General features: G+C 42.5%; 6 protein-coding genes, 2 tRNA genes, 3 rRNA genes and 1 pseudogene. 8 read left to right on the forward strand and 4 right to left on the reverse strand.

Annotated features, from left to right (window positions below; genetic code table 11):
* Positions 1-590 precede the first annotated feature (590 nt).
* Positions 591-2582 (reverse strand): annotated as a pseudogene (locus tag J5A56_RS13850) (choice-of-anchor J domain-containing protein); the annotation flags it as partial.
* 1104 nt (positions 2583-3686) lie between these two features.
* Between J5A56_RS13850 and J5A56_RS09565 the strand changes: the two are divergent.
* The 7 genes from J5A56_RS09565 to tnpB all read left to right on the forward strand — a co-directional run bounded on the left by J5A56_RS09565 (position 3687) and on the right by tnpB (position 13097).
* The gene (locus J5A56_RS09565; RefSeq protein ID WP_021671987.1) at positions 3687-6557 is read left to right on the forward strand and encodes a cation-translocating P-type ATPase; all 2871 of its coding nucleotides are present in this window, start codon (positions 3687-3689) and stop codon (positions 6555-6557) included.
* Positions 6558-7153: 596 nt separating this feature from the next.
* A 16S ribosomal RNA gene (locus J5A56_RS09570) occupies positions 7154-8684 on the forward strand.
* A 203-nt stretch (positions 8685-8887) separates the two neighbouring features.
* Positions 8888-8961: transfer RNA gene (locus J5A56_RS09575), tRNA-Ile, on the forward strand.
* A gap of 63 nt (positions 8962-9024) precedes the next feature.
* A tRNA-Ala gene (locus J5A56_RS09580) sits at positions 9025-9098 on the forward strand.
* 190 nt (positions 9099-9288) lie between these two features.
* A 23S ribosomal RNA gene (locus J5A56_RS09585) occupies positions 9289-12191 on the forward strand.
* 216 nt (positions 12192-12407) lie between these two features.
* Positions 12408-12520: ribosomal RNA gene (rrf, locus tag J5A56_RS09590) — 5S ribosomal RNA — on the forward strand.
* The 16S, 23S and 5S rRNA genes sit together here with 2 tRNA genes alongside, the layout of an rRNA operon.
* Before the next feature lie 232 nt (positions 12521-12752).
* A complete protein-coding gene (gene tnpB, locus J5A56_RS09595; RefSeq protein ID WP_211815505.1) occupies positions 12753-13097 on the forward strand; it encodes an IS66 family insertion sequence element accessory protein TnpB in 345 nt (114 codons plus the stop codon).
* Positions 13098-13157: 60 nt separating this feature from the next.
* Here the strand turns inward: tnpB and J5A56_RS09600 are convergent, their stop codons facing one another.
* The 3 genes from J5A56_RS09600 to J5A56_RS09610 form a co-directional block, all read right to left on the reverse strand.
* Positions 13158-15038: an IS1634 family transposase gene (locus tag J5A56_RS09600; RefSeq protein WP_211815506.1), complete on the reverse strand. Its 1881-nt coding sequence runs from the start codon at positions 15036-15038 to the stop codon at positions 13158-13160.
* 220 nt (positions 15039-15258) lie between these two features.
* The gene (locus J5A56_RS09605; RefSeq protein ID WP_211815507.1) at positions 15259-16608 is read right to left on the reverse strand and encodes a hypothetical protein; all 1350 of its coding nucleotides are present in this window, start codon (positions 16606-16608) and stop codon (positions 15259-15261) included.
* Between the two features lie 116 nt (positions 16609-16724).
* Positions 16725-17603 (reverse strand): ISL3 family transposase, encoded by an 879-nt coding sequence (locus J5A56_RS09610; protein ID WP_081691306.1) that lies wholly within the window; start codon positions 17601-17603, stop codon positions 16725-16727.
* 759 nt (positions 17604-18362) lie between these two features.
* Here J5A56_RS09610 and J5A56_RS09615 point away from each other — a divergent pair.
* On the forward strand, positions 18363-19322 hold the full coding sequence (locus J5A56_RS09615) for a DUF4468 domain-containing protein (RefSeq protein ID WP_021672815.1): 960 nt from the start codon (positions 18363-18365) through the stop codon (positions 19320-19322).
* The last annotated feature ends 2 nt before the right edge of the window (positions 19323-19324 follow it).

Raw genomic sequence — 19324 nt, forward strand, 5'->3', positions numbered from 1 at the left:
TTGGTGTTCAGACCTGTAACAGTGTATTCTGTCTTTCCTTTTATCTTGGTAAGCTCATCGCCAAGCTCGCCCTCGTCAGTCACATTATTCACTTGATAAGTCACCTCTGCAGGAAGAATAACACCCTTATGAGCACCTGTTGGGACATCCCACTTGAGATTAGCAGATGTCACAAGGTCGGTTGCTTTGATTTTACCCATCATTGGGACATCTTGTCCAACATATACTGATACGTTTGCTTTCTGACCAAAGTCTGCCTCGTTGTATGCTACAATTTCGTAGTTATTCATACCCTGAGCAGCTGCATCGTCAACAACTTCCTGTGCACTACCAGGTGCTGGGTTTTTAATCTCCTTAACAAGACGGTCTTTATTACGAATAATAATCTTCGTAATGCTGGTCAAATCTGTTTTATCAATAGCCTTTGAAGGAGCTTTGAACTTTAGTGTAGCTTTCAGTGCAGCTGTAGGATCAGCTGTAGCGGTGAGGTCTTGAACCATTGCTGGAGCTTTCTCGTCTGCAGCACCCTCAATCGTCAAGGAGTCGAGGAAGATAGAGAACATATTAGGATCAGATATTCCGTGGAATCCTACGAAATAGTTTCCATCGGTAGTAGCCTTTATCTGACCCGTAAAGGTCTTATAATTCCTATTGTTGAGTACTGTTGCAGGGAGCAACTCTCCAGTCATTGCCTCGATAGTGTTATTTGTTCCCCACTTCACTTCTAAGCGTTCTGGATAAGTAGTACCACCAATGGCCAATGCCTTGAATGATACGTTGTAAGTCTTACCCTGTTTCATGTGAATTGGAGGAGTTATTAGCCAATCGTCACCATGGTTCTTTGGATGATATTTACACTTAAAGACTCCACCCTTGGCATTGCTCCAATACCATGTACATTTGTCCTTGTTGGCATCAATAATGGTGTAGACCTTAGAGTCTTCCTTCGTTAAGAAGTCATCGAAGAATGGCACCTCCATAGCGTTACCATACGTTTCTCCGTTGGTCGTCGCCAAATCACTCTTCTTTGTTGAGTTGATAGCTTGTACAGAATAAGAATAAGAAGAAAGTTTGCCCTTGGTGAGTGTCTCACTGAACTCAGTAGCTGTCTGCCCTGAAGAAACTTTTTCGGATGTGCCGCCTACGTTACGGAAAACATCATAGGTTAGTTGACCAATGTAGCCTTTGTGCACACCTTCCTTTGGAGCTTCCCATGTTACGGTGGCATGACCATTCTCATCAAGTGTCAGCTTCAGGTTATCCACTGCCTTTGGACTGTCATTTCCAGCATACATAGAATGCTTTGCACGTGGACCATCACCTGCCTCGTTACTCAGAACTACGATGAAGTTAACCATACCTTCATTAACTGTTAAATCGGTTGAAACCTCTTTACCAGCCTCAGCTTTCCCCTTAGAAACTTCGGCACTATTAGCATAAATGATGTAATCAACATTACCTGTTAACGCGCTACCATCGAATTTCTTGGTTGGAACATTGAATTTCAGTTTACCCGTGAGTGATCCTTCTTTGAATTCGGTCTGTAAATTTTCTGCAGCAGCAGGGGCTCCACTGGCTGTAGCTTTGACAGGGAAGGTTAGAGCCATAAGCGTAAGCGGTGTTGAATAGCCACCTACTGGAGTTACATGACCTGTTGCGAGGTCAACAGTGTAAAGCTCAAACTTGCCATCTTTATCCGTAGAAGCCCAGTAGAACTCATTGGTGCGGTTGTCAAACTCACCACTCTGATAATAATAACTGCCCTCATCATCGGTGATATTCACGCCTGTTGAACCTTTCAGCGTTTCTGTACCAGTCTTGCGGTCAATCTGGTAGAGGTCGCCTTCTTTGCTGATACCGTATGCGAAGCCATCATTGGCAATACCCAATGCTACATAAGAGTGTGTGGCAGGTGCAATAGTTGTACGGGTTAGGGTTTTGTAATCAATTACACCCCATTCGAAGTTTTTAAGATCTTCCGTGTAGAATTCTCCGAATACCTCGCCAGTCTTTGGATCGTTAGCTGTTTCAAGAGCAAGGAGAGCAAAGTTGCTTACATACAATGGCTCCTCTGATATTTGCCAGTTTGTTGTGTTGAAAGCAAAGTGCTTTAGAAGAATAATACCAAGTGATGACATGCTGGTATCAAGAAATATACCGTGGAGTTCGTTATCAACGAGACCACTTCCTCCGTTAAAGAAGGCTTTACTGTAGTCTGCCAACTGCTCAAAATTGATGGCTTCTACAGGATGGAAAGAGAACATGCCACTCTTTTCTTTTGATACAATATTTCCCCACATGACCAGCTCGGGGTTTACTGTTACCATTTTTCTTGATACTTTGGGGCGGATAGTCACCGTTGGAGTGAAAAATGGTGATGGAGTTTCCATGGGAAGTGTTTTCCCTAAGAGCTTAGGGAAGGCCTTGAGCTGGTCTAACTTCTGCTGTTCTGTCTCCTGTGTGATTTGTGACTTGGCAATGAGGAGTGATCTCTTGCCCTCTTGTTTCACTTGAGCGGAAACTTGCAATACTGCCATGGCTGTAGCGAAGATGGCAATAAGTTTAGTAAATCTTTTGCTCATTCTTACATGGTTTTAATTAATAAAAAGAGTTATTTAAGACTCATAATAGAGTTTTCGCAAATATATTAAAAATATGCAATGGGCGCAACTGATTTTAAGGAGAATTTGATTTTAATTAACGAATAAAAGTTTTTTATCACATAAATGTGATGATTTATGTAATTTTATTAAGTAAAAATAGAAAATAATAATAAAACGTTGGAATGTAGAAGCTGAGAACGCCCGCATTCTTTCCTACCCCCCTTTTATGGGCTCTTTCATTAAATGCGTAGGTGTTTGTTGTGTATAGAACAGTTAGACACTTTTCTTTTTAATGTCTGAAAAATGCTGGTAGAAATCTGAAAAATTATTACATCACTTGAAGAAAATGTTCTTAAGAAAGAGCCCAAAATAAGTATAAGAGATTATTTTGTAAACAACATTGTATCAAATAGTTACAAGAGCCTTTTGCAATAGGTGCCTAATTGAACCTCAAAAGGGTGTTAGTAAGACCTCAAAAGGGCATCTTTTGCAAGTCAATTGGGCATCTTTTCGAAGCTAAAAGAGCATATGTAGATTTTAAGGGGTGTGAAAATAGTTTACAAACCCTAATGAGTAAAGGAGTAGATTTGTTTTAGAAGGAACGAAACACGATTATGAATAGATTGGGTTCTATAAGTTTTTCAGGTCAGTCGTCTTGTTATTATTTTTCTCTTTGACCATCTGAAATTATATTTGTCATACTATATCAGCATATAAGCCTACATTTTCTGTCTATGTATTTAATGGAAGAGCCTTTTCTGGCCGCTATGTTTTTGTGTAATACGGAAGAGACAGGGTACTTTAGCACATGAATTATTGTGGTTCTAATCTTTTTAATTCCTTATAGCACCAATTATACTGTAAAAGGGATGATTTTCTCATATTTTATTTGTATTTTTGCCGTGTCAGCCGTTAGGTATGCTATATTTTATTATTACAGCATTAAGGTAAGTCTGTTCTTCTATATGACAAGGTGTTGGACTTTTTTATTAATGTTGGCTGGTATATTCCATCGGAAGTGTGTTTATTGACTGGTTGGAGAGTGGGATTGATTCCTTCTAAATTAATTTGATTAATTGTTTTATGAGGCAAAAAAAACATTATGAAGGTTTGACTGACACAGAGGTGTTGGAGAGTCGTGAGCAATATGGGGCTAATGTATTAACGCCTCGAAAGAAAGTTCCGCTTTGGAAACAATTCTTAGAGAAGTTTGGAGACCCTCTAATAATCGTTCTACTCATTGCTGGTTTTCTCTCTATATGTATTTCTTTTTGGGAATATTGGGGACTCCATAATGAGGATGGAGTAGCTGTTTTCTTTGAGCCTATCGGTATTTTTATAGCAATCTTTTTGGCGACAGGTATTGCTTTCTTTTTTGAGTTGAAAGCGGATAAAGAGTTTTCTATCCTCAATCAGGTGAATGATGAGGAGGAGGTTGAGGTTATCAGAAACGGAAATACAACAACGGTTGCTAAAAAAGATATCGTTGTTGGTGATATTGTTATTATCAATACGGGTGCTGAGATACCTGCTGATGGTAGGCTGTTGGAGGCTATTTCGCTTTATGTCGATGAGTCTACACTGAATGGAGAAAGTGTACCTGCTTATAAATCCGTAAAAGAAGAGGATTTTGATAAGGATGCTTCCTATGCTACGAATCAAGTACTGCGTGGAACGAAGGTGATGGAAGGACACGGTATCTTTAAGGTTGAGGCTGTAGGTGATAATACAGAAAATGGTAAGGTGTTTGAAGCAGCACAAATTGATGATAGTGTAAAAACTCCTCTTAGCGAGCAGCTTGACGGGCTGAGTGCTCTCATTACCAAAATAAGCTATATTTTTGCTGGTTTCATTATCTTCGGTAGGTTGATAGTTTTCTTCCATTGGAAGCCTATTGTGTGGACATTGGCTATTCCTACGATTATCTTCTTTTGGCTGGTCATTAAAAGGTTTAATCGTTGGAAATGGTATGTGAAAACGACTGTTACAATAGCTTACTTCTGTATTTTGCTATGTAGCGTGATCATCTTCCACGATTATCTCTTACCAGATAAAAGTATGTCTGGCTTGTTTGCTCATTTACTTAATACAATGATGATTGCCGTAACGTTGATTGTTGTTGCGGTGCCAGAAGGACTCCCGATGGCTGTAACTTTAAGTTTGGCGTATAGTATGCGGCGAATGATGAAGACCAATAATCTTGTACGTAAGATGCATGCCTGTGAGACGATGGGCGCCACAACGGTTATCTGTACGGATAAGACGGGTACGCTGACACAGAATCAGATGCGGGTTCATCAGACTCAATTTTATGCTTTGGATAACCAGAAGTTAGATGACGGTCTTGCTTCTCGCTTGCTGAAAGAGGGTATTGCGGTCAATTCTACAGCTTCAATAGATTGTACGGATGCTAATAACCCTAAGGTCTTGGGTAGTCCTACTGAGGGAGCTTTGCTGCTTTGGTTAAATGAGTACAAGATTTCTTATCAAGAATTGAGAGAGGAAGCGAATGTTGTGGAAGAGCTTCCTTTCACTACTGAACGAAAGTATATGGCCGTCCTCGTTAACTCTGCATTGGTGGAGGGTAAACAGATTCTCTATGTCAAAGGTGCGCCTGAGATTGTCTATGGACTCTGTAGCCAGACGGAATGTAATGTGGCTAAAGGGGATATTGAATGTCAGTTAGAAGGCTATCAGGAGCAGGCTATGCGTACTTTGGGTTTTGCTTATCAGATTTTAGATGGTAAGACGGAAGTATTTAAGGATGGACGTGTTGTTGCAGATAATTTGACTTTTCAGGGGATTGTTGCTATTAGTGACCCTGTGAGAAGTGATGTGCCTGATGCTGTTCGTGAATGTATGAAGGCGGGTATTGATGTGAAGATTGTCACAGGTGATACGGCAAGGACAGCCAAAGAGATTGGTAGACAAATCGGGTTGTGGACAAGTAATGATACTGATAAGAATATTATTTCGGGTCCTGAATTTGCTGCTCTTTCTGATGAGGAATTGGATAAACGGGTAAAGGATCTGAAGATTATTTCTCGTGCCCGACCGTTAGATAAGAAACGACTTGTGGAAGCGCTGCAACGATGTCACGAGGTGGTTGCTGTTACGGGTGATGGAACGAACGATGCGCCAGCATTACAAGCGGCACATGTGGGACTTTCTATGGGTGATGGTACTGCCGTAGCTAAGGAGGCTTCTGATATTACAATTATTGATAACTCTTTTAGTAGTATTGGTAAGGCTGTGATGTGGGGACGCTCACTTTATCAGAATATACAACGTTTCTTACTCTTCCAACTAACGGTGAATGTGGCGGCTTGCTTTCTTGTACTTGCAGGTGCATTTATGGGTACGGAGTCTCCACTGACAGTAACTCAGATGCTATGGATAAACCTTATTATGGATACCTTTGCTGCAATGGCACTGGCTTCGTTGCCTCCATCTGAAAAAGTGATGAAGGATAAGCCGCGTGATCGCAACGCTTTTATTATCAACCGGTCAATGTGTTGGAATATCATTGGGGTGGGCGGCTTGTTCTTTGTGCTGTTGTTTGCCTTACTTTATATCTTCGAGCACGCTGATATTAAGGCGTTGAGGGATATTCTTCATTTGCAGCTTGGAGAAGTGAATGGACTTAGTCCTTATGAGTTAACTTTGATTTTTACCATCTTTGTGATGACGCATTTCTTCTATCTGTTTAATGCACGTGCTTTTGAAACGGGGCGTAGTGCACTTCACTTTAAGGGATGTCGCGGATTACTCTTTATCATTTCGATTATCTTTATTGGACAGATTGTAATGGTGGAACTCCCTATTTTGCAGAAGTTCTTTAATATTGTTAAGGGTGGTCTGTCTGTTGAGGATTGGGTTATAATCTTAATGGGGTCTTCTTTGGTCTTATGGGTTAGGGAGGCTTGGCATCTGCTGAAATCGAATAGAGGTTAAATGTATAGCGATTATTGACAGTTTTTGTGAATGATAAATAGCATATTTAAAGATAGAATTTGTAGAATTCTTCACATTATTCAAATGATTCCAGAATAGATAGAGACCTTGACGGCTTTCGTACAATAACGAGAAGTTGAAAATCCAACCGGAGGTATATATAATAAGGTGTAATAGCTTTTGTCTTTCTTCTAACAAAAGAAAAATGCTTTTTTGATAAAAATTCCCCTCAAAACATTTGGAGGTTACATAGAAAGTCTATACCTTTGCACTCGCTTTACAAAACCCGCCACCTGGCGAGTTGTATGAAGCGATAAAGAAAGAGTTCTTTGAAAAGATTTACATAAACAGAGAAGTAGTACAAGAAGCGTCTGTTTGATTTTTATCAAATAGATGGGTAAAAGAAACGAACCGATCAATTCCTTGTTCTTGCTTTTGAGGCACTGCCTCAAAATTTAAGTTCAAGCGAAAAGGTGCTTTTTAAACTTAAATTCTAAGGATAAGCGTTCTGAAACAGAGATTACTCGGTGACGTGTTTGGGAGTGGTGGTATTCATTACCACCTATCACCCCTCATTCATCACCAACACATATTTTACAATGGAGAGTTTGATCCTGGCTCAGGATGAACGCTAGCTACAGGCTTAACACATGCAAGTCGAGGGGAAACGGCATTGAGTGCTTGCACTCTTTGGACGTCGACCGGCGTACGGGTGAGTAACGCGTATCCAACCTTCCCATTACTGTGGGATAACCTGCCGAAAGGCAGACTAATACCGCATGGTCTTCGATGACGGCATCAGATTTGAAGTAAAGATTTATCGGTAATGGATGGGGATGCGTCTGATTAGCTTGTTGGCGGGGTAACGGCCCACCAAGGCGACGATCAGTAGGGGTTCTGAGAGGAAGGTCCCCCACATTGGAACTGAGACACGGTCCAAACTCCTACGGGAGGCAGCAGTGAGGAATATTGGTCAATGGACGTAAGTCTGAACCAGCCAAGTAGCGTGCAGGATGACGGCCCTATGGGTTGTAAACTGCTTTTGTATGGGGATAAAGTCAGTCACGTGTGATTGTTTGCAGGTACCATACGAATAAGGACCGGCTAATTCCGTGCCAGCAGCCGCGGTAATACGGAAGGTCCAGGCGTTATCCGGATTTATTGGGTTTAAAGGGAGCGTAGGCCGGAGATTAAGTGTGTTGTGAAATGTAGACGCTCAACGTCTGACTTGCAGCGCATACTGGTTTCCTTGAGTACGCACAACGTTGGCGGAATTCGTCGTGTAGCGGTGAAATGCTTAGATATGACGAAGAACTCCGATTGCGAAGGCAGCTGACGGGAGCGCAACTGACGCTTAAGCTCGAAGGTGCGGGTATCAAACAGGATTAGATACCCTGGTAGTCCGCACAGTAAACGATGGATGCCCGCTGTTGGTACCTGGTATCAGCGGCTAAGCGAAAGCATTAAGCATCCCACCTGGGGAGTACGCCGGCAACGGTGAAACTCAAAGGAATTGACGGGGGCCCGCACAAGCGGAGGAACATGTGGTTTAATTCGATGATACGCGAGGAACCTTACCCGGGCTTGAATTGCAGAGGAAGTATTTAGAGATAATGACGCCCTTCGGGGTCTCTGTGAAGGTGCTGCATGGTTGTCGTCAGCTCGTGCCGTGAGGTGTCGGCTTAAGTGCCATAACGAGCGCAACCCTTCTCTTCAGTTGCCATCAGGTAATGCTGGGCACTCTGGAGACACTGCCACCGTAAGGTGTGAGGAAGGTGGGGATGACGTCAAATCAGCACGGCCCTTACGTCCGGGGCTACACACGTGTTACAATGGCCGGTACAGAGGGACGGTGTAATGCAAATTGCATCCAATCTTGAAAGCCGGTCCCAGTTCGGACTGGGGTCTGCAACCCGACCCCACGAAGCTGGATTCGCTAGTAATCGCGCATCAGCCATGGCGCGGTGAATACGTTCCCGGGCCTTGTACACACCGCCCGTCAAGCCATGAAAGCCGGGGGTGCCTGAAGTCCGTGACCGCAAGGATCGGCCTAGGGCAAAACTGGTGATTGGGGCTAAGTCGTAACAAGGTAGCCGTACCGGAAGGTGCGGCTGGAACACCTCCTTTCTGGAGAGAATGTTTATCAATTTGACGAGTAACGCGTTTACAAGTGAACAAGTTTACATGTAGACGAGTTGACAAGTTAATAGAATAGAAAAAAGAAGTTAAATAGAACCTTGGTTCGTTTTCCTTCTTGTACTCACTGAAACTGTTTTAAGAATAAGAGAAAGGAAGTCTGGCAAAAGATGCCGCAGAGTTTCTTCCAACTCAGTCCTATAGCTCAGTTGGTTAGAGCGCCACACTGATAATGTGGAGGTCGGCAGTTCAAGTCTGCCTGGGACTACACATCGGCGCTAAGTCCTTGTGAACTGGGTTAAATTAGACTAAGACAATTTCTCTATCCCTTGGGGGATTAGCTCAGTTGGCTAGAGCACCTGCTTTGCAAGCAGGGGGTCAACGGTTCGAATCCGTTATTCTCCACTTTGCTGTTTTTTACAGCATACGATCTTTGACATATTGACACAAGCAAGACTGTAAAGTAGAACTATTCTTTCTTTAAATGGAAGAATTAGCATTCTAATTATTGAAGTTTTAAACTTCAAAATCTTTAGAATCACACAACAGCTGAAAGTATGAGCTACATTCTCTGTAAGGAATTACAGAGAAGGCGAAGAAAGTAAGAAAGGGCGCATGGCGGATGCCTTGGCTCACGGAGGCGATGAAGGACGTGATAAGCTGCGATAAGCCTTGGGTAGGTGCAAATAACCATTGATCCAAGGATTTCCGAATGGGACAACCCATCAGGTTGAAGACCTGTTATCACTACATTAGGTAGTGAGGCTAACGAAGGGAACTGAAACATCTTAGTACCTTTAGGAAGAGAAAATAAATAATGATTCCCCTAGTAGTGGCGAGCGAACGGGGAAAAGCCTAAACCTGCTTTGTGGCAACGCTTAGCAGGGGTTGTAGGACCACGCTGTCGTACTTAGATTGTGAGGAGAATGTTCTGGAAAGAACAATCATAGAGGGTGATAATCCCGTACCCGAAGCATGACGAGACGTAGTGGTATCCTGAGTAACGCGGAACACGTGAAATTCTGCGCGAATCCGCCGGGACCATCCGGTAAGGCTAAATACTCCCGTGAGACCGATAGTGAACGAGTACTGTGAAGGAAAGGTGAAAAGCACTCCTATTAGGAGAGTGAAATAGTTCCTGAAACCATGCGCCTACAAGCGGTCGGAGCTGCTTGCGCAGTGACGGCGTGCCTTTTGCATAATGAACCTACGAGTTACCATGTCTGGCAAGGATAAGTGTCATGAGACATGCATCCGCAGTGAAAGCGAGCCTGAATAGGGCGTCAAGTCAGATGGGGTAGACGCGAAACCAAGTGATCTACACTTGCCCAGGTTGAAGTCCGGGTAACACCGGATGGAGGACCGCACGGATAAGCGTTGAAAAGCTTCCCGATGAGGTGAGTGTAGGAGTGAAAGGCCAATCAAACTTGGAGATAGCTCGTACTCCCCGAAAGGCATTTAGGTGCCGCGTGCATCGATCTCCATAAGAGGTAGAGCGACCGATAGGTCAAGAGGGCTTCACCGCCTATCGAGACCTGACGAACTCCGAATGCTTATGGATAGCAGATGTGCAGTAAGGGGGCGGGTGCTAAGGTCCGTCCCCGAGAGGAGAAGAATCCAGACCGCCGTCTAAGGTCCCGAAATTCTGTCTAAGTTAGTCTAACGAAGTCTGGTCCCCGTGACAGCTAGGATGTTGGCTTGGAAGCAGCCATTCATTCAAAGAGTGCGTAACAGCTCACTAGTCGAGGGTCCGGGCATGGATAATAATCGGGTATAAGTCAGATACCGAAGGCGCGGGATAGTAATGTATATTAAAAGTATCGGTAGGGGAGCATTCCATCGACGTTGAATGGTGAAGGTAACTGATCCTGGAGTTTATGGAAAAGCAAATGTAGGTATAAGTAACGATAAAAAGGGTGAGATTCCCTTTCGCCGAAAGACCGAGGTTTCCCGGGCGATGCCAATCAGCCCGGGGTTAGTCGGGTCCTAAGTCTCAGCCGAATGGCGAAGGCGATGGCAGATGCGGTTAATATTCCGCAACTCGTATGTTCAGTGATGTGGAGACGGAGCAGTGACACTGCCGCGCCCTGACGGAATAGGGCGTTTAAGTGTGTAGGTTATGATAGTGGCAGGCAAATCCACCACTTGAGCTGAACCACGAAAGTACAACACTTCCTTCGGGAAGAGTTGAGTGCAGGTAATCATACTTCCGAGAAAATCCGCTAAACTTAATGTTCATACGACCCGTACCGCAAACGGACACACGTGGTCGGGTAGAATATACTAAGGCGTTGAGAGATTCATGGTTAAGGAACTAGGCAAATTGACCCCGTAACTTCGGGATAAGGGGTCCTCATAGCAATATGAGGCGCAGAGAATCGGTCCAGGCAACTGTTTAACAAAAACACAGGGCTGTGCAAACTCGAAAGATGAGGTATACAGCCTGACACCTGCCCGGTGCCGGAAGGTTAAGAGGAGATGTCACCAGCAATGGGAAGCATTGAATTGAAGCCCCGGTAAACGGCGGCCGTAACTATAACGGTCCTAAGGTAGCGAAATTCCTTGTCGGGTAAGTTCCGACCTGCACGAATGGTGTAATGATCTGGACGCTGTCTCAACCATGAGCTCAGTGAAATTGTAGTATCGGTGAAGATGCCGATTACCCGCGATGGGACGAAAAGACCCCGTGAACCTTTACTACAGCTTAGCATTGACCTTGGTCATCCGATGTGTAGGATAGGCCGGAGGCTTTGAAGCGGGTGCGCCAGCATTCGTGGAGCCATCCTTGAAATACGGCCCTTTGGCTGTCTGAGGTCTAACACGCAGATAGCGTGGACACTGCTTGGTGGGTAGTTTGACTGGGGTGGTCGCCTCCAAAAGCGTAACGGAGGCTTCCAAAGGTGCCCTCGGGCCGATTGGTAACCGGCCTTATAGAGTGCAATGGCATAAGGGCGCTTGACTGGGAGGCAGACATGCCGAGCAGGCAGGAAACTGGGGCATAGTGATCCGGCGGACGTGTATGGAAACTCCGTCGCTCAAAGGATAAAAGGTACTCCGGGGATAACAGGCTGATCCCCCCCAAGAGCTCATATCGACGGGGTGGTTTGGCACCTCGATGTCGGCTCGTCACATCCTGGGGCTGGAGAAGGTCCCAAGGGTTGGGCTGTTCGCCCATTAAAGTGGCACGCGAGCTGGGTTCAGAACGTCGTGAGACAGTTCGGTCTCTATCTATCGTGGGCGTTGGAGTTTTGCGTGGTGCTGACACTAGTACGAGAGGACCGTGTTGGACAGACCTCCGGTTTACCAGTTGTGCCGCCAGGTGCACCGCTGGGTATCTGAGTCTGGATTGGATAAGCGCTGAAAGCATCTAAGTGCGAAGCCAGCCGCAAGATTAGAACTCCTCATAAGGGTCGTCATAGACGATGACGTTGATAGGGTGTAGGTGTAAAGACGGTGACGTCAAAGCCGAGCACTACTAATTGCCCGAAACTTTCTTCGGGTCTCCCGCCTCCGTTAGTGGAGTGCGGGGACCGGTGACTCAGACTTTGAGCTGTGTATTCTTCTAAAGGAAGAAGAAAAGTTCTAATATGTTTTGCTTGTGGAAATACGTCACCTTATACGGCTGACAGACGAGTCTTTGTTATCAAAAGATGAGTGACAAACAAAACGAACTATGATATCAAAGAAAACAAGACATGTCAGTTGAAAGTTATATCAGGTGGTTATTGCGACGGGGTCCCACCTCTTCCCATTCCGAACAGAGAAGTTAAGCCCGCTTGCGCCGATGGTACTGCAATGCAATGCGGGAGAGTAGGTAGCCGCCTTCTTTTACGAGAGCCCTGAAGAGAAATCTTCGGGGCTTTTTTGTGTTTTTAGCCTGATTAGCCTAATGGGGCTTATAGGGCTAATAGCGGCTCAGTAGAAAAGAGGTGTGGAAATTTTCTTAATTAATATATTTTCTTTCCTTTGTATTATGGAAGAAAAATACCTATATCGTAAGCATCCAAAATTCGCTGTCTTTTGTGGATACCGCATTGTTGCTACCTTTGCACAAAAAAGATGTTTGCACTGAATGAAACAAATGTTTATCGGGTTTGTTGTTCTCCTGTGGATATGCGCCAGGGGATGCTTCGATTATGTCAATTCGTCCGTGGTAACGATTTTAATCCATCTGATGGTTGTGTCTATGTGTTTTATAATCGTTCTCGCAATCGTATCAAGCTGCTTCATTGGGAACGATGTGGTTTTGTCGTATACCACAAGCAGATGGCACAGGGTTGTTTAAGTGGTAAAATCATGCAGCAAACCAAGGGATTTTATGAACTTCGATGGGATGAATTGGTCCTTTATATAGAAGGTATAAATCCTCATTGTTATCGAGGAAAACGTTACAATAAGCTTTAACCCAAGTTTAACCCCCATTTTCGCCTATTTCTTGCAGCCACCGTATTTTCCTCGTTTTTCTTATGGGCTCTGTGTCCTACAAATTTTATTCTTTTTGTATGGTGAGTGTTTTAAGTTCAGCTTATCGTATATCTGTTTTGCTTGCTTCGAAGGACTACTACATTGGCGCATCTCGATGTTCTCACCTAATGGATTCTTCCCTTTTGTTGTGACGAGCTTCTGGGTGCTCATACGTCGTACAATCTCGGTCCAGTAACAGGATTCTTCTTCTCGTTTTAATTGACAACGGATGGTGTTTACCACCCAATAGGCTAATAAACCGAAGAAGAGGTGTGCGTCGCTTCTCTCATCTTTCTGATGATAGATAGGACGGAGGTTGAGGTCATTCTTTAGTTGCCTGTTCGTGCATTCTATCTCACGAATGAGATTGTAGTATTCCCATGTCACGCGCTCATCAAGTGTCCTGACATTGCTGCGGAGGAAGTATATTCCGTGACCAGATTCCATTGTGGAGAGGTCTTTTATCTCCCAGTCTATGCGCAGCATCAGCTTGGGTTTCTTCTCATCTTTTATGTAGCTTATCTGATAGAACTTCGCTATAGATGGGTACTTCTGTATGGCACGTCCTGTACGTTCAACAACCTTTTCATAGGTTTTCGTTCCACCTTTCTTGGAGATTCCATCGTTTACTCTCTGCAGTTCCATCTCAAAACGCTCTCTCCAGACCCTGTTCATGGACGACTCTGTCATAGCTTTCGAAGGAGATGTTATTTCGAGATAATAATCCTTGTCATCCTCTGTCTTAACCTCTTTCAGCGTTATCTTCTGCCGACGGGCATCCATTACCGTAACACTCCTGTTATCATCACTGAGTGTATAGTCCTTCATTTGCGTACGGGATACGCAGAGATAATTGTAACCCTTTTTCTTTATTAGCTCCAAGTTCTCTTCCGTGGCAACACCTGCATCCATGACAACGAGCGTATCCTTTGTTCTTGATGGATTCCTCTTTGCTAACGTATCAATCATATTGGGTAGAGACTTGGGATCTGCTGTATTACCCTCTAAGATAGAAGAATAACGTATAAAACCTTCTTTATTGATACATAATGCAAGTACAAGTAGCTTACAGTCAGAGCGTTTTTCTTTTGATCGACCGAACTTGGCTTTATCGCTATTACGCTTGCTACCCTCGAAATAGAAGTTGGTTAAGTCGAAGAGCATCAACTTGTTGTCTATATTAAAGAGATCGTCAGTAACGTTGCACAGATGACGCTCTAACTGTTCCTTTAATTCATATAATTTGTCAGTGACTTTATACAGAGAATTGATTCCTGGTGTCCAGCCAGGAACTCCACTATAAAGTTCACCGGCAGCCGAGTTATCGCGCAAATAATAATAAGACGAACGTTCAGAAACTGCATATACTGTGCGAACAATCAATGCTGACAAAGCCGTGTGTATCGTATTCTCAGTCCAGCCGTTTTTGCGCAGGAAACCCTCTAATTGCAGCTTGTCTATTGTCTGCTTGCAGAGCCACTCAGCACCAACATTCCTTGCGTCAGTATAGTTTGCCGTCTCAAGGTCAATGTAGTTCTCGTATTTTCTCAGCGACTTCTGCTCTTCCTTATTAAACCGATCGATTCCACCTTCTTTCTCCATACGGCTCCACCATTCGTCAGCCTTTGCCTGTTCAATAGGAGTAAGTCCGTCAAGATGTTTTTTAAAAAGCGAGGGTGTACTTCTGTTTTTGAAGCGTTCGGTAAGAGCGTATGCAATTTTTCGAACCTGTACAGCAGTAAGTGAAGGTTCGAACCCGATGTTCAACAGAATTAGCGAATGTACATGACCCTGCACATCACGATATGACTCCTTGATGCGATAATAAGGAGCCATGTCGCCTGTTGCAGGGTTGAATCGTGTCTGTACATTTGCGTGCATGAGTGCAAAGTAACAAAATAATTTTGATATGACGGTGTCCTACAATTCGGATTTTACTCCTCGTTACAATACCCTATGCTTGATTATCAATCATTTATAAAATAGATACTACACAAAACATCCCGAATATTTATGAAAAATATTTTTGCCAGTTAAACTTGGGCTAAATAGATGATTATTAGATTAATAAATAGAGATGACTTTATTTTGCAGTGATATATTATAATCCGATAAAATCTTCATGTTCTTTTGTTAGCGGTATCTCCTCTTTTGAGTAAGCTACTAATAATTTAATCATTTTCTTTGCCGCCTCAATATCTCTAAGTTCAGAATTAAAAACTCTTTCTAATTCCTCAATCGGGTTTTTATAAAGAGAATGATAATTTGTTGCATACTTCTTTATGATAAACATGGAATGATAATATACATATAATCTCAACAATCCATAACCATAATACTTATGAGTATGAAAAAACATTGAAGCTGTTATTGTAACATTTATTGATAATTTTAAATCTAATTGCTCGAACCTGCATATCTTTGCTGATATTTTGGCAATATCATCTTTGATATTTGAGAACTCTGAATCATTATGATTTACCAGAACTTCACGTAAGGATAATAGATTAGTTTCAGTCGGAAATGAATCAATAGAAGCTGATAAATGAGTAGATATCATGCTATTAATCCTTTCTTCGATACCCAAATTCGAATCGACTAGCTTTTTTAAGCAAAGACTTAATAGGAGCAAATAACAAACTAACCTGACAGGAGAGGACGCGTCAGTTATCTGACTGGCTAATCCAAGTGAGGATTTTACAAGATACTCAGCATTATCATATTCATTAAATTCTAATAAGATGGGAACCAATTCATTAAGTAATCCACAAGCTATATTTTTTTCTTTGATGAGATCTGCAAAACATTCAATGGTATAATGCGCTAATACAAGAGCATTTTTTTTGGGTAAATTCAGAGCAGCTGCAATCATAAAGAGGTACATTGTATTGGTACCAGTTCTCGCCTTGTTATAAGCTTCAAGGAATTGTCTATTTGGATGGTAAAACATTGTTAACATAGGTGTGGCAAAATTCTCATTAAAAACTCCTTTTTCAAGAACAAGATGATATTGCTGAACGCATATACCAAACTTTATTTGCAGCAACTTATAATCGTCATCAGTGTCCAATCTATGATTATATAGATAGTCGTGGATTAAAAGTAATTGTTCTAATGATTCTTTTCTTTGATTGTTCTCCCAGTATGTAACGGCCAATTCTCCTCGCATTTGCATCTGTTGATATTCTGTCAATGCTGTATCAAATGAAGGATCATTGATGACATTCTGAAGACAACAAACAGAATCAGGATGGTCTTCCTTTTGAGAATATATATTAGCCGTCGCTGTACTTGCAAACATTACTTCATCAGGACAAAGTGACAATGCGCCGTTTGAACATACTGTTGCCCAACATTTAATAGCATTTTTGTATTCTTCTATATCATCATAATAGCATGCTAAGGCATTATTTATGATTCTTCCGGAATTTGGAGTGATATCATTTAACATCTGATTATCAATAACTTTTGTGAGTTCTATTCTTCCAAATCCCTTTGTTTACTGAATATTAAAGAATATAAAGTGCTAAAATAAAGGCTACAAAATCTATACTTATCTTACATGGGCTATCCACACCACAAAAAGCTTATATTTAAGGGTTTACAACTCTTTTCATCAACAAGGAAGCCTGAAAAGTATAATGCCATCACTCGAAATTCCGGAAGACGCTTATTTATATCTTTCTCCATGCTATAGACTTTACGTCTGATATCGTCAAGTCTCTCGTTCATTAACTTCACTACATGGAAATGATCAAACACATGTACTGCATCGGGACAGTTCTCCATAACAGAGGCTATGAAAGCCGCAGACAGGTCTGTTGCCACATGTTTTATCTTTATATTCTTACGTTTGACTTTCCGCCAGAATTTCTTCAGAGCTTTCGTACCCTTTCCATTGCCAACATAGATTACCCTGCCACTGTCCAAATCCACGACTATTGTCTTATAGACATGTCCTTTCTTAACAGCAAACTCATCTATACCAATATTCTCTACACCATCTAAAGATGGAGGGCTATAATGACGCTCAAGGTAAGAGGAGTGTATTTCCTTTACCGTATCCCATGACACACCCAGATGGTGCGATACATCCTGAAGCGTCATGCCACGAAGTAAATCCACTACATACTTGGCAAAGCGATGAGTATAGCTGCGACTGCCAGTAACAAAGGGAATATTCTCCTGCTGATCGAAATCACATTCCTTACATTTATAGCGTTGCACCTTCATGCGGATAGTTACTCGCTTGCCATTTATGGGAAGTCCAACAAAGTCCCGCAGGCGATACCCATTTTTCACAACAGAGCAAGCCCCACAACAAGGGCAACATCTTATTCGCTCTTTTGCTTGTACATGCAAAATAATTCTGTTACCTTTGTATTTTTCACAAGTGCATTCGTGGGTGTAAAGCCCCCAGGCATGATATAGGAAACTGCTGTTCATCTTTGTACATTTGTTTGTGCTTATTCAAATATACAATATTTACAGCGGTTTCTTTTTTATTTTATCTGTTTATCACTCCAAATTCCTGAAGAACCAAAAATCTTTTGTAAAAGCCGATAACAGGAAGTAGTTCCTCCCTCTTACCGCTCCCTCAGGGGGGGAGAATGCGAGATACTCCAATCTTTTAATGTAGAAGATGGGTGAAAAGAGGGTGAAAAAGTTTGCTTAGTTTGTATGGGTCATGACTAAAAAATCGCAGCAAAGGGTTGAAAAAACATTACAATTTTTCGAGTATAATCCCTTTAATAAAGGCGAAAAATACGTATAAAAGTGAGTTTGTAACTGTTAGTAAATCAGTATGTTATAAAACAGCTTTTCAAAAGGTGCTTAGTTGGATTTCAAAAGGGCGTTACTAAGGGTCTTAAAGGGCATCTTTTGCAAACCAATTAGGCGTCTTTAAGAAGCTAAAAGAGCATGAATTGCGAAAGTTGGAATATGAAAATATAGGACAAATTATGCCTCTATAAATATTCGTTCTTTTGTTACTTTGTCTTTGTATTACCCTATTTTTGTTCTTTTGTTACTTTGTCTTTGTAATACCTTGTCTTCCGTTTCATCTGTTATTTTGTCTTTATAATACCTTGTCTTCTATTATTCTGTCTCAATAAAAAAGATAAAAACTTATCGAAAGGTTCGATAAAGCAAACAATATTTTGTATCTTTGCTTGTTAAATTATCATTAGATAAAAGTTTGTGATTATGAAGAAATATTTGATATTCTTGTTTTTGTGCCTTCCTATGATGGCTGCGGCACAGACAACGCTAACTCCAGAACAGAAGTTGGAACAGGCACAACGCCAGTTAGAGGAGGCTAAGGCAGCTTTGGAACAGGCGAGGGCAAATGCTGCAAAAGCGAAGGCTGAGGCTGAAGCAAGAGCCAAGAAAGAAGCTGAGGATAAGGCGAAAGCAAAGGATATAGAAAAGAAGATTGCCGATATGAAGGCTGAGGCTGAACGCTTGTCACGTGAGGCTGCGGCACTCAGTGAGGCTGCTAATAAGGCGCAGACGACTACGGCTGCACCTGCTACAAAGGCAGAGACTAAGCCTACCACTCCTGTTGCAAATACTTCTTCAGATGCGTGGGTGGTTCCGTCTACACCAGCTACGGCTGCTGCTCGTGCCAATAAGAGCATGAATACAGACAGCAAAGCAAACAAGGATATTTATCTTCAGAAGGGAATCATACCTGAGGTGAATGGTCAGGTGGTATGGTCTGAAACCATTAACGTACCGGGTGCTACGGCAGACGAGCTTTATGACAAGGCGTTTGCTTATCTTACAGAACTCACGCAGGGCGACAATCAGTTGAGTGGTAGTAAGGTTGCCTTGGTCAACAAGGGTGAGCATAGTATCGTGGCAACGATGCGTGAGAAATTGATTTTCTCATCTTCGTTCCTTTCTTTGGACTATACTCAGTTCAATTATGTACTTCAGGCAACTTGTCGTGACGGACAGGCAACATTGACAATGAACCGTTTGGTTTATCATTATGATGTTCAGGGCAATGTGTCTGATTTGTCAGCAGAGCAGTGGATTACCGATACGTATGCTGTGAACAAGAAGCACACGCGCCTTTTGCCAGTGTCTGGTAAGTTCCGTCGTGCTACGGTTGATCGTAAGAATAGTATCTTTGAAGGCTTCGCTCAGGCTTTGAAGTAAGA

The sequence above is a fragment of the Prevotella melaninogenica genome, assembly GCF_018128065.1.
Lineage (GTDB): Bacteria > Bacteroidota > Bacteroidia > Bacteroidales > Bacteroidaceae > Prevotella.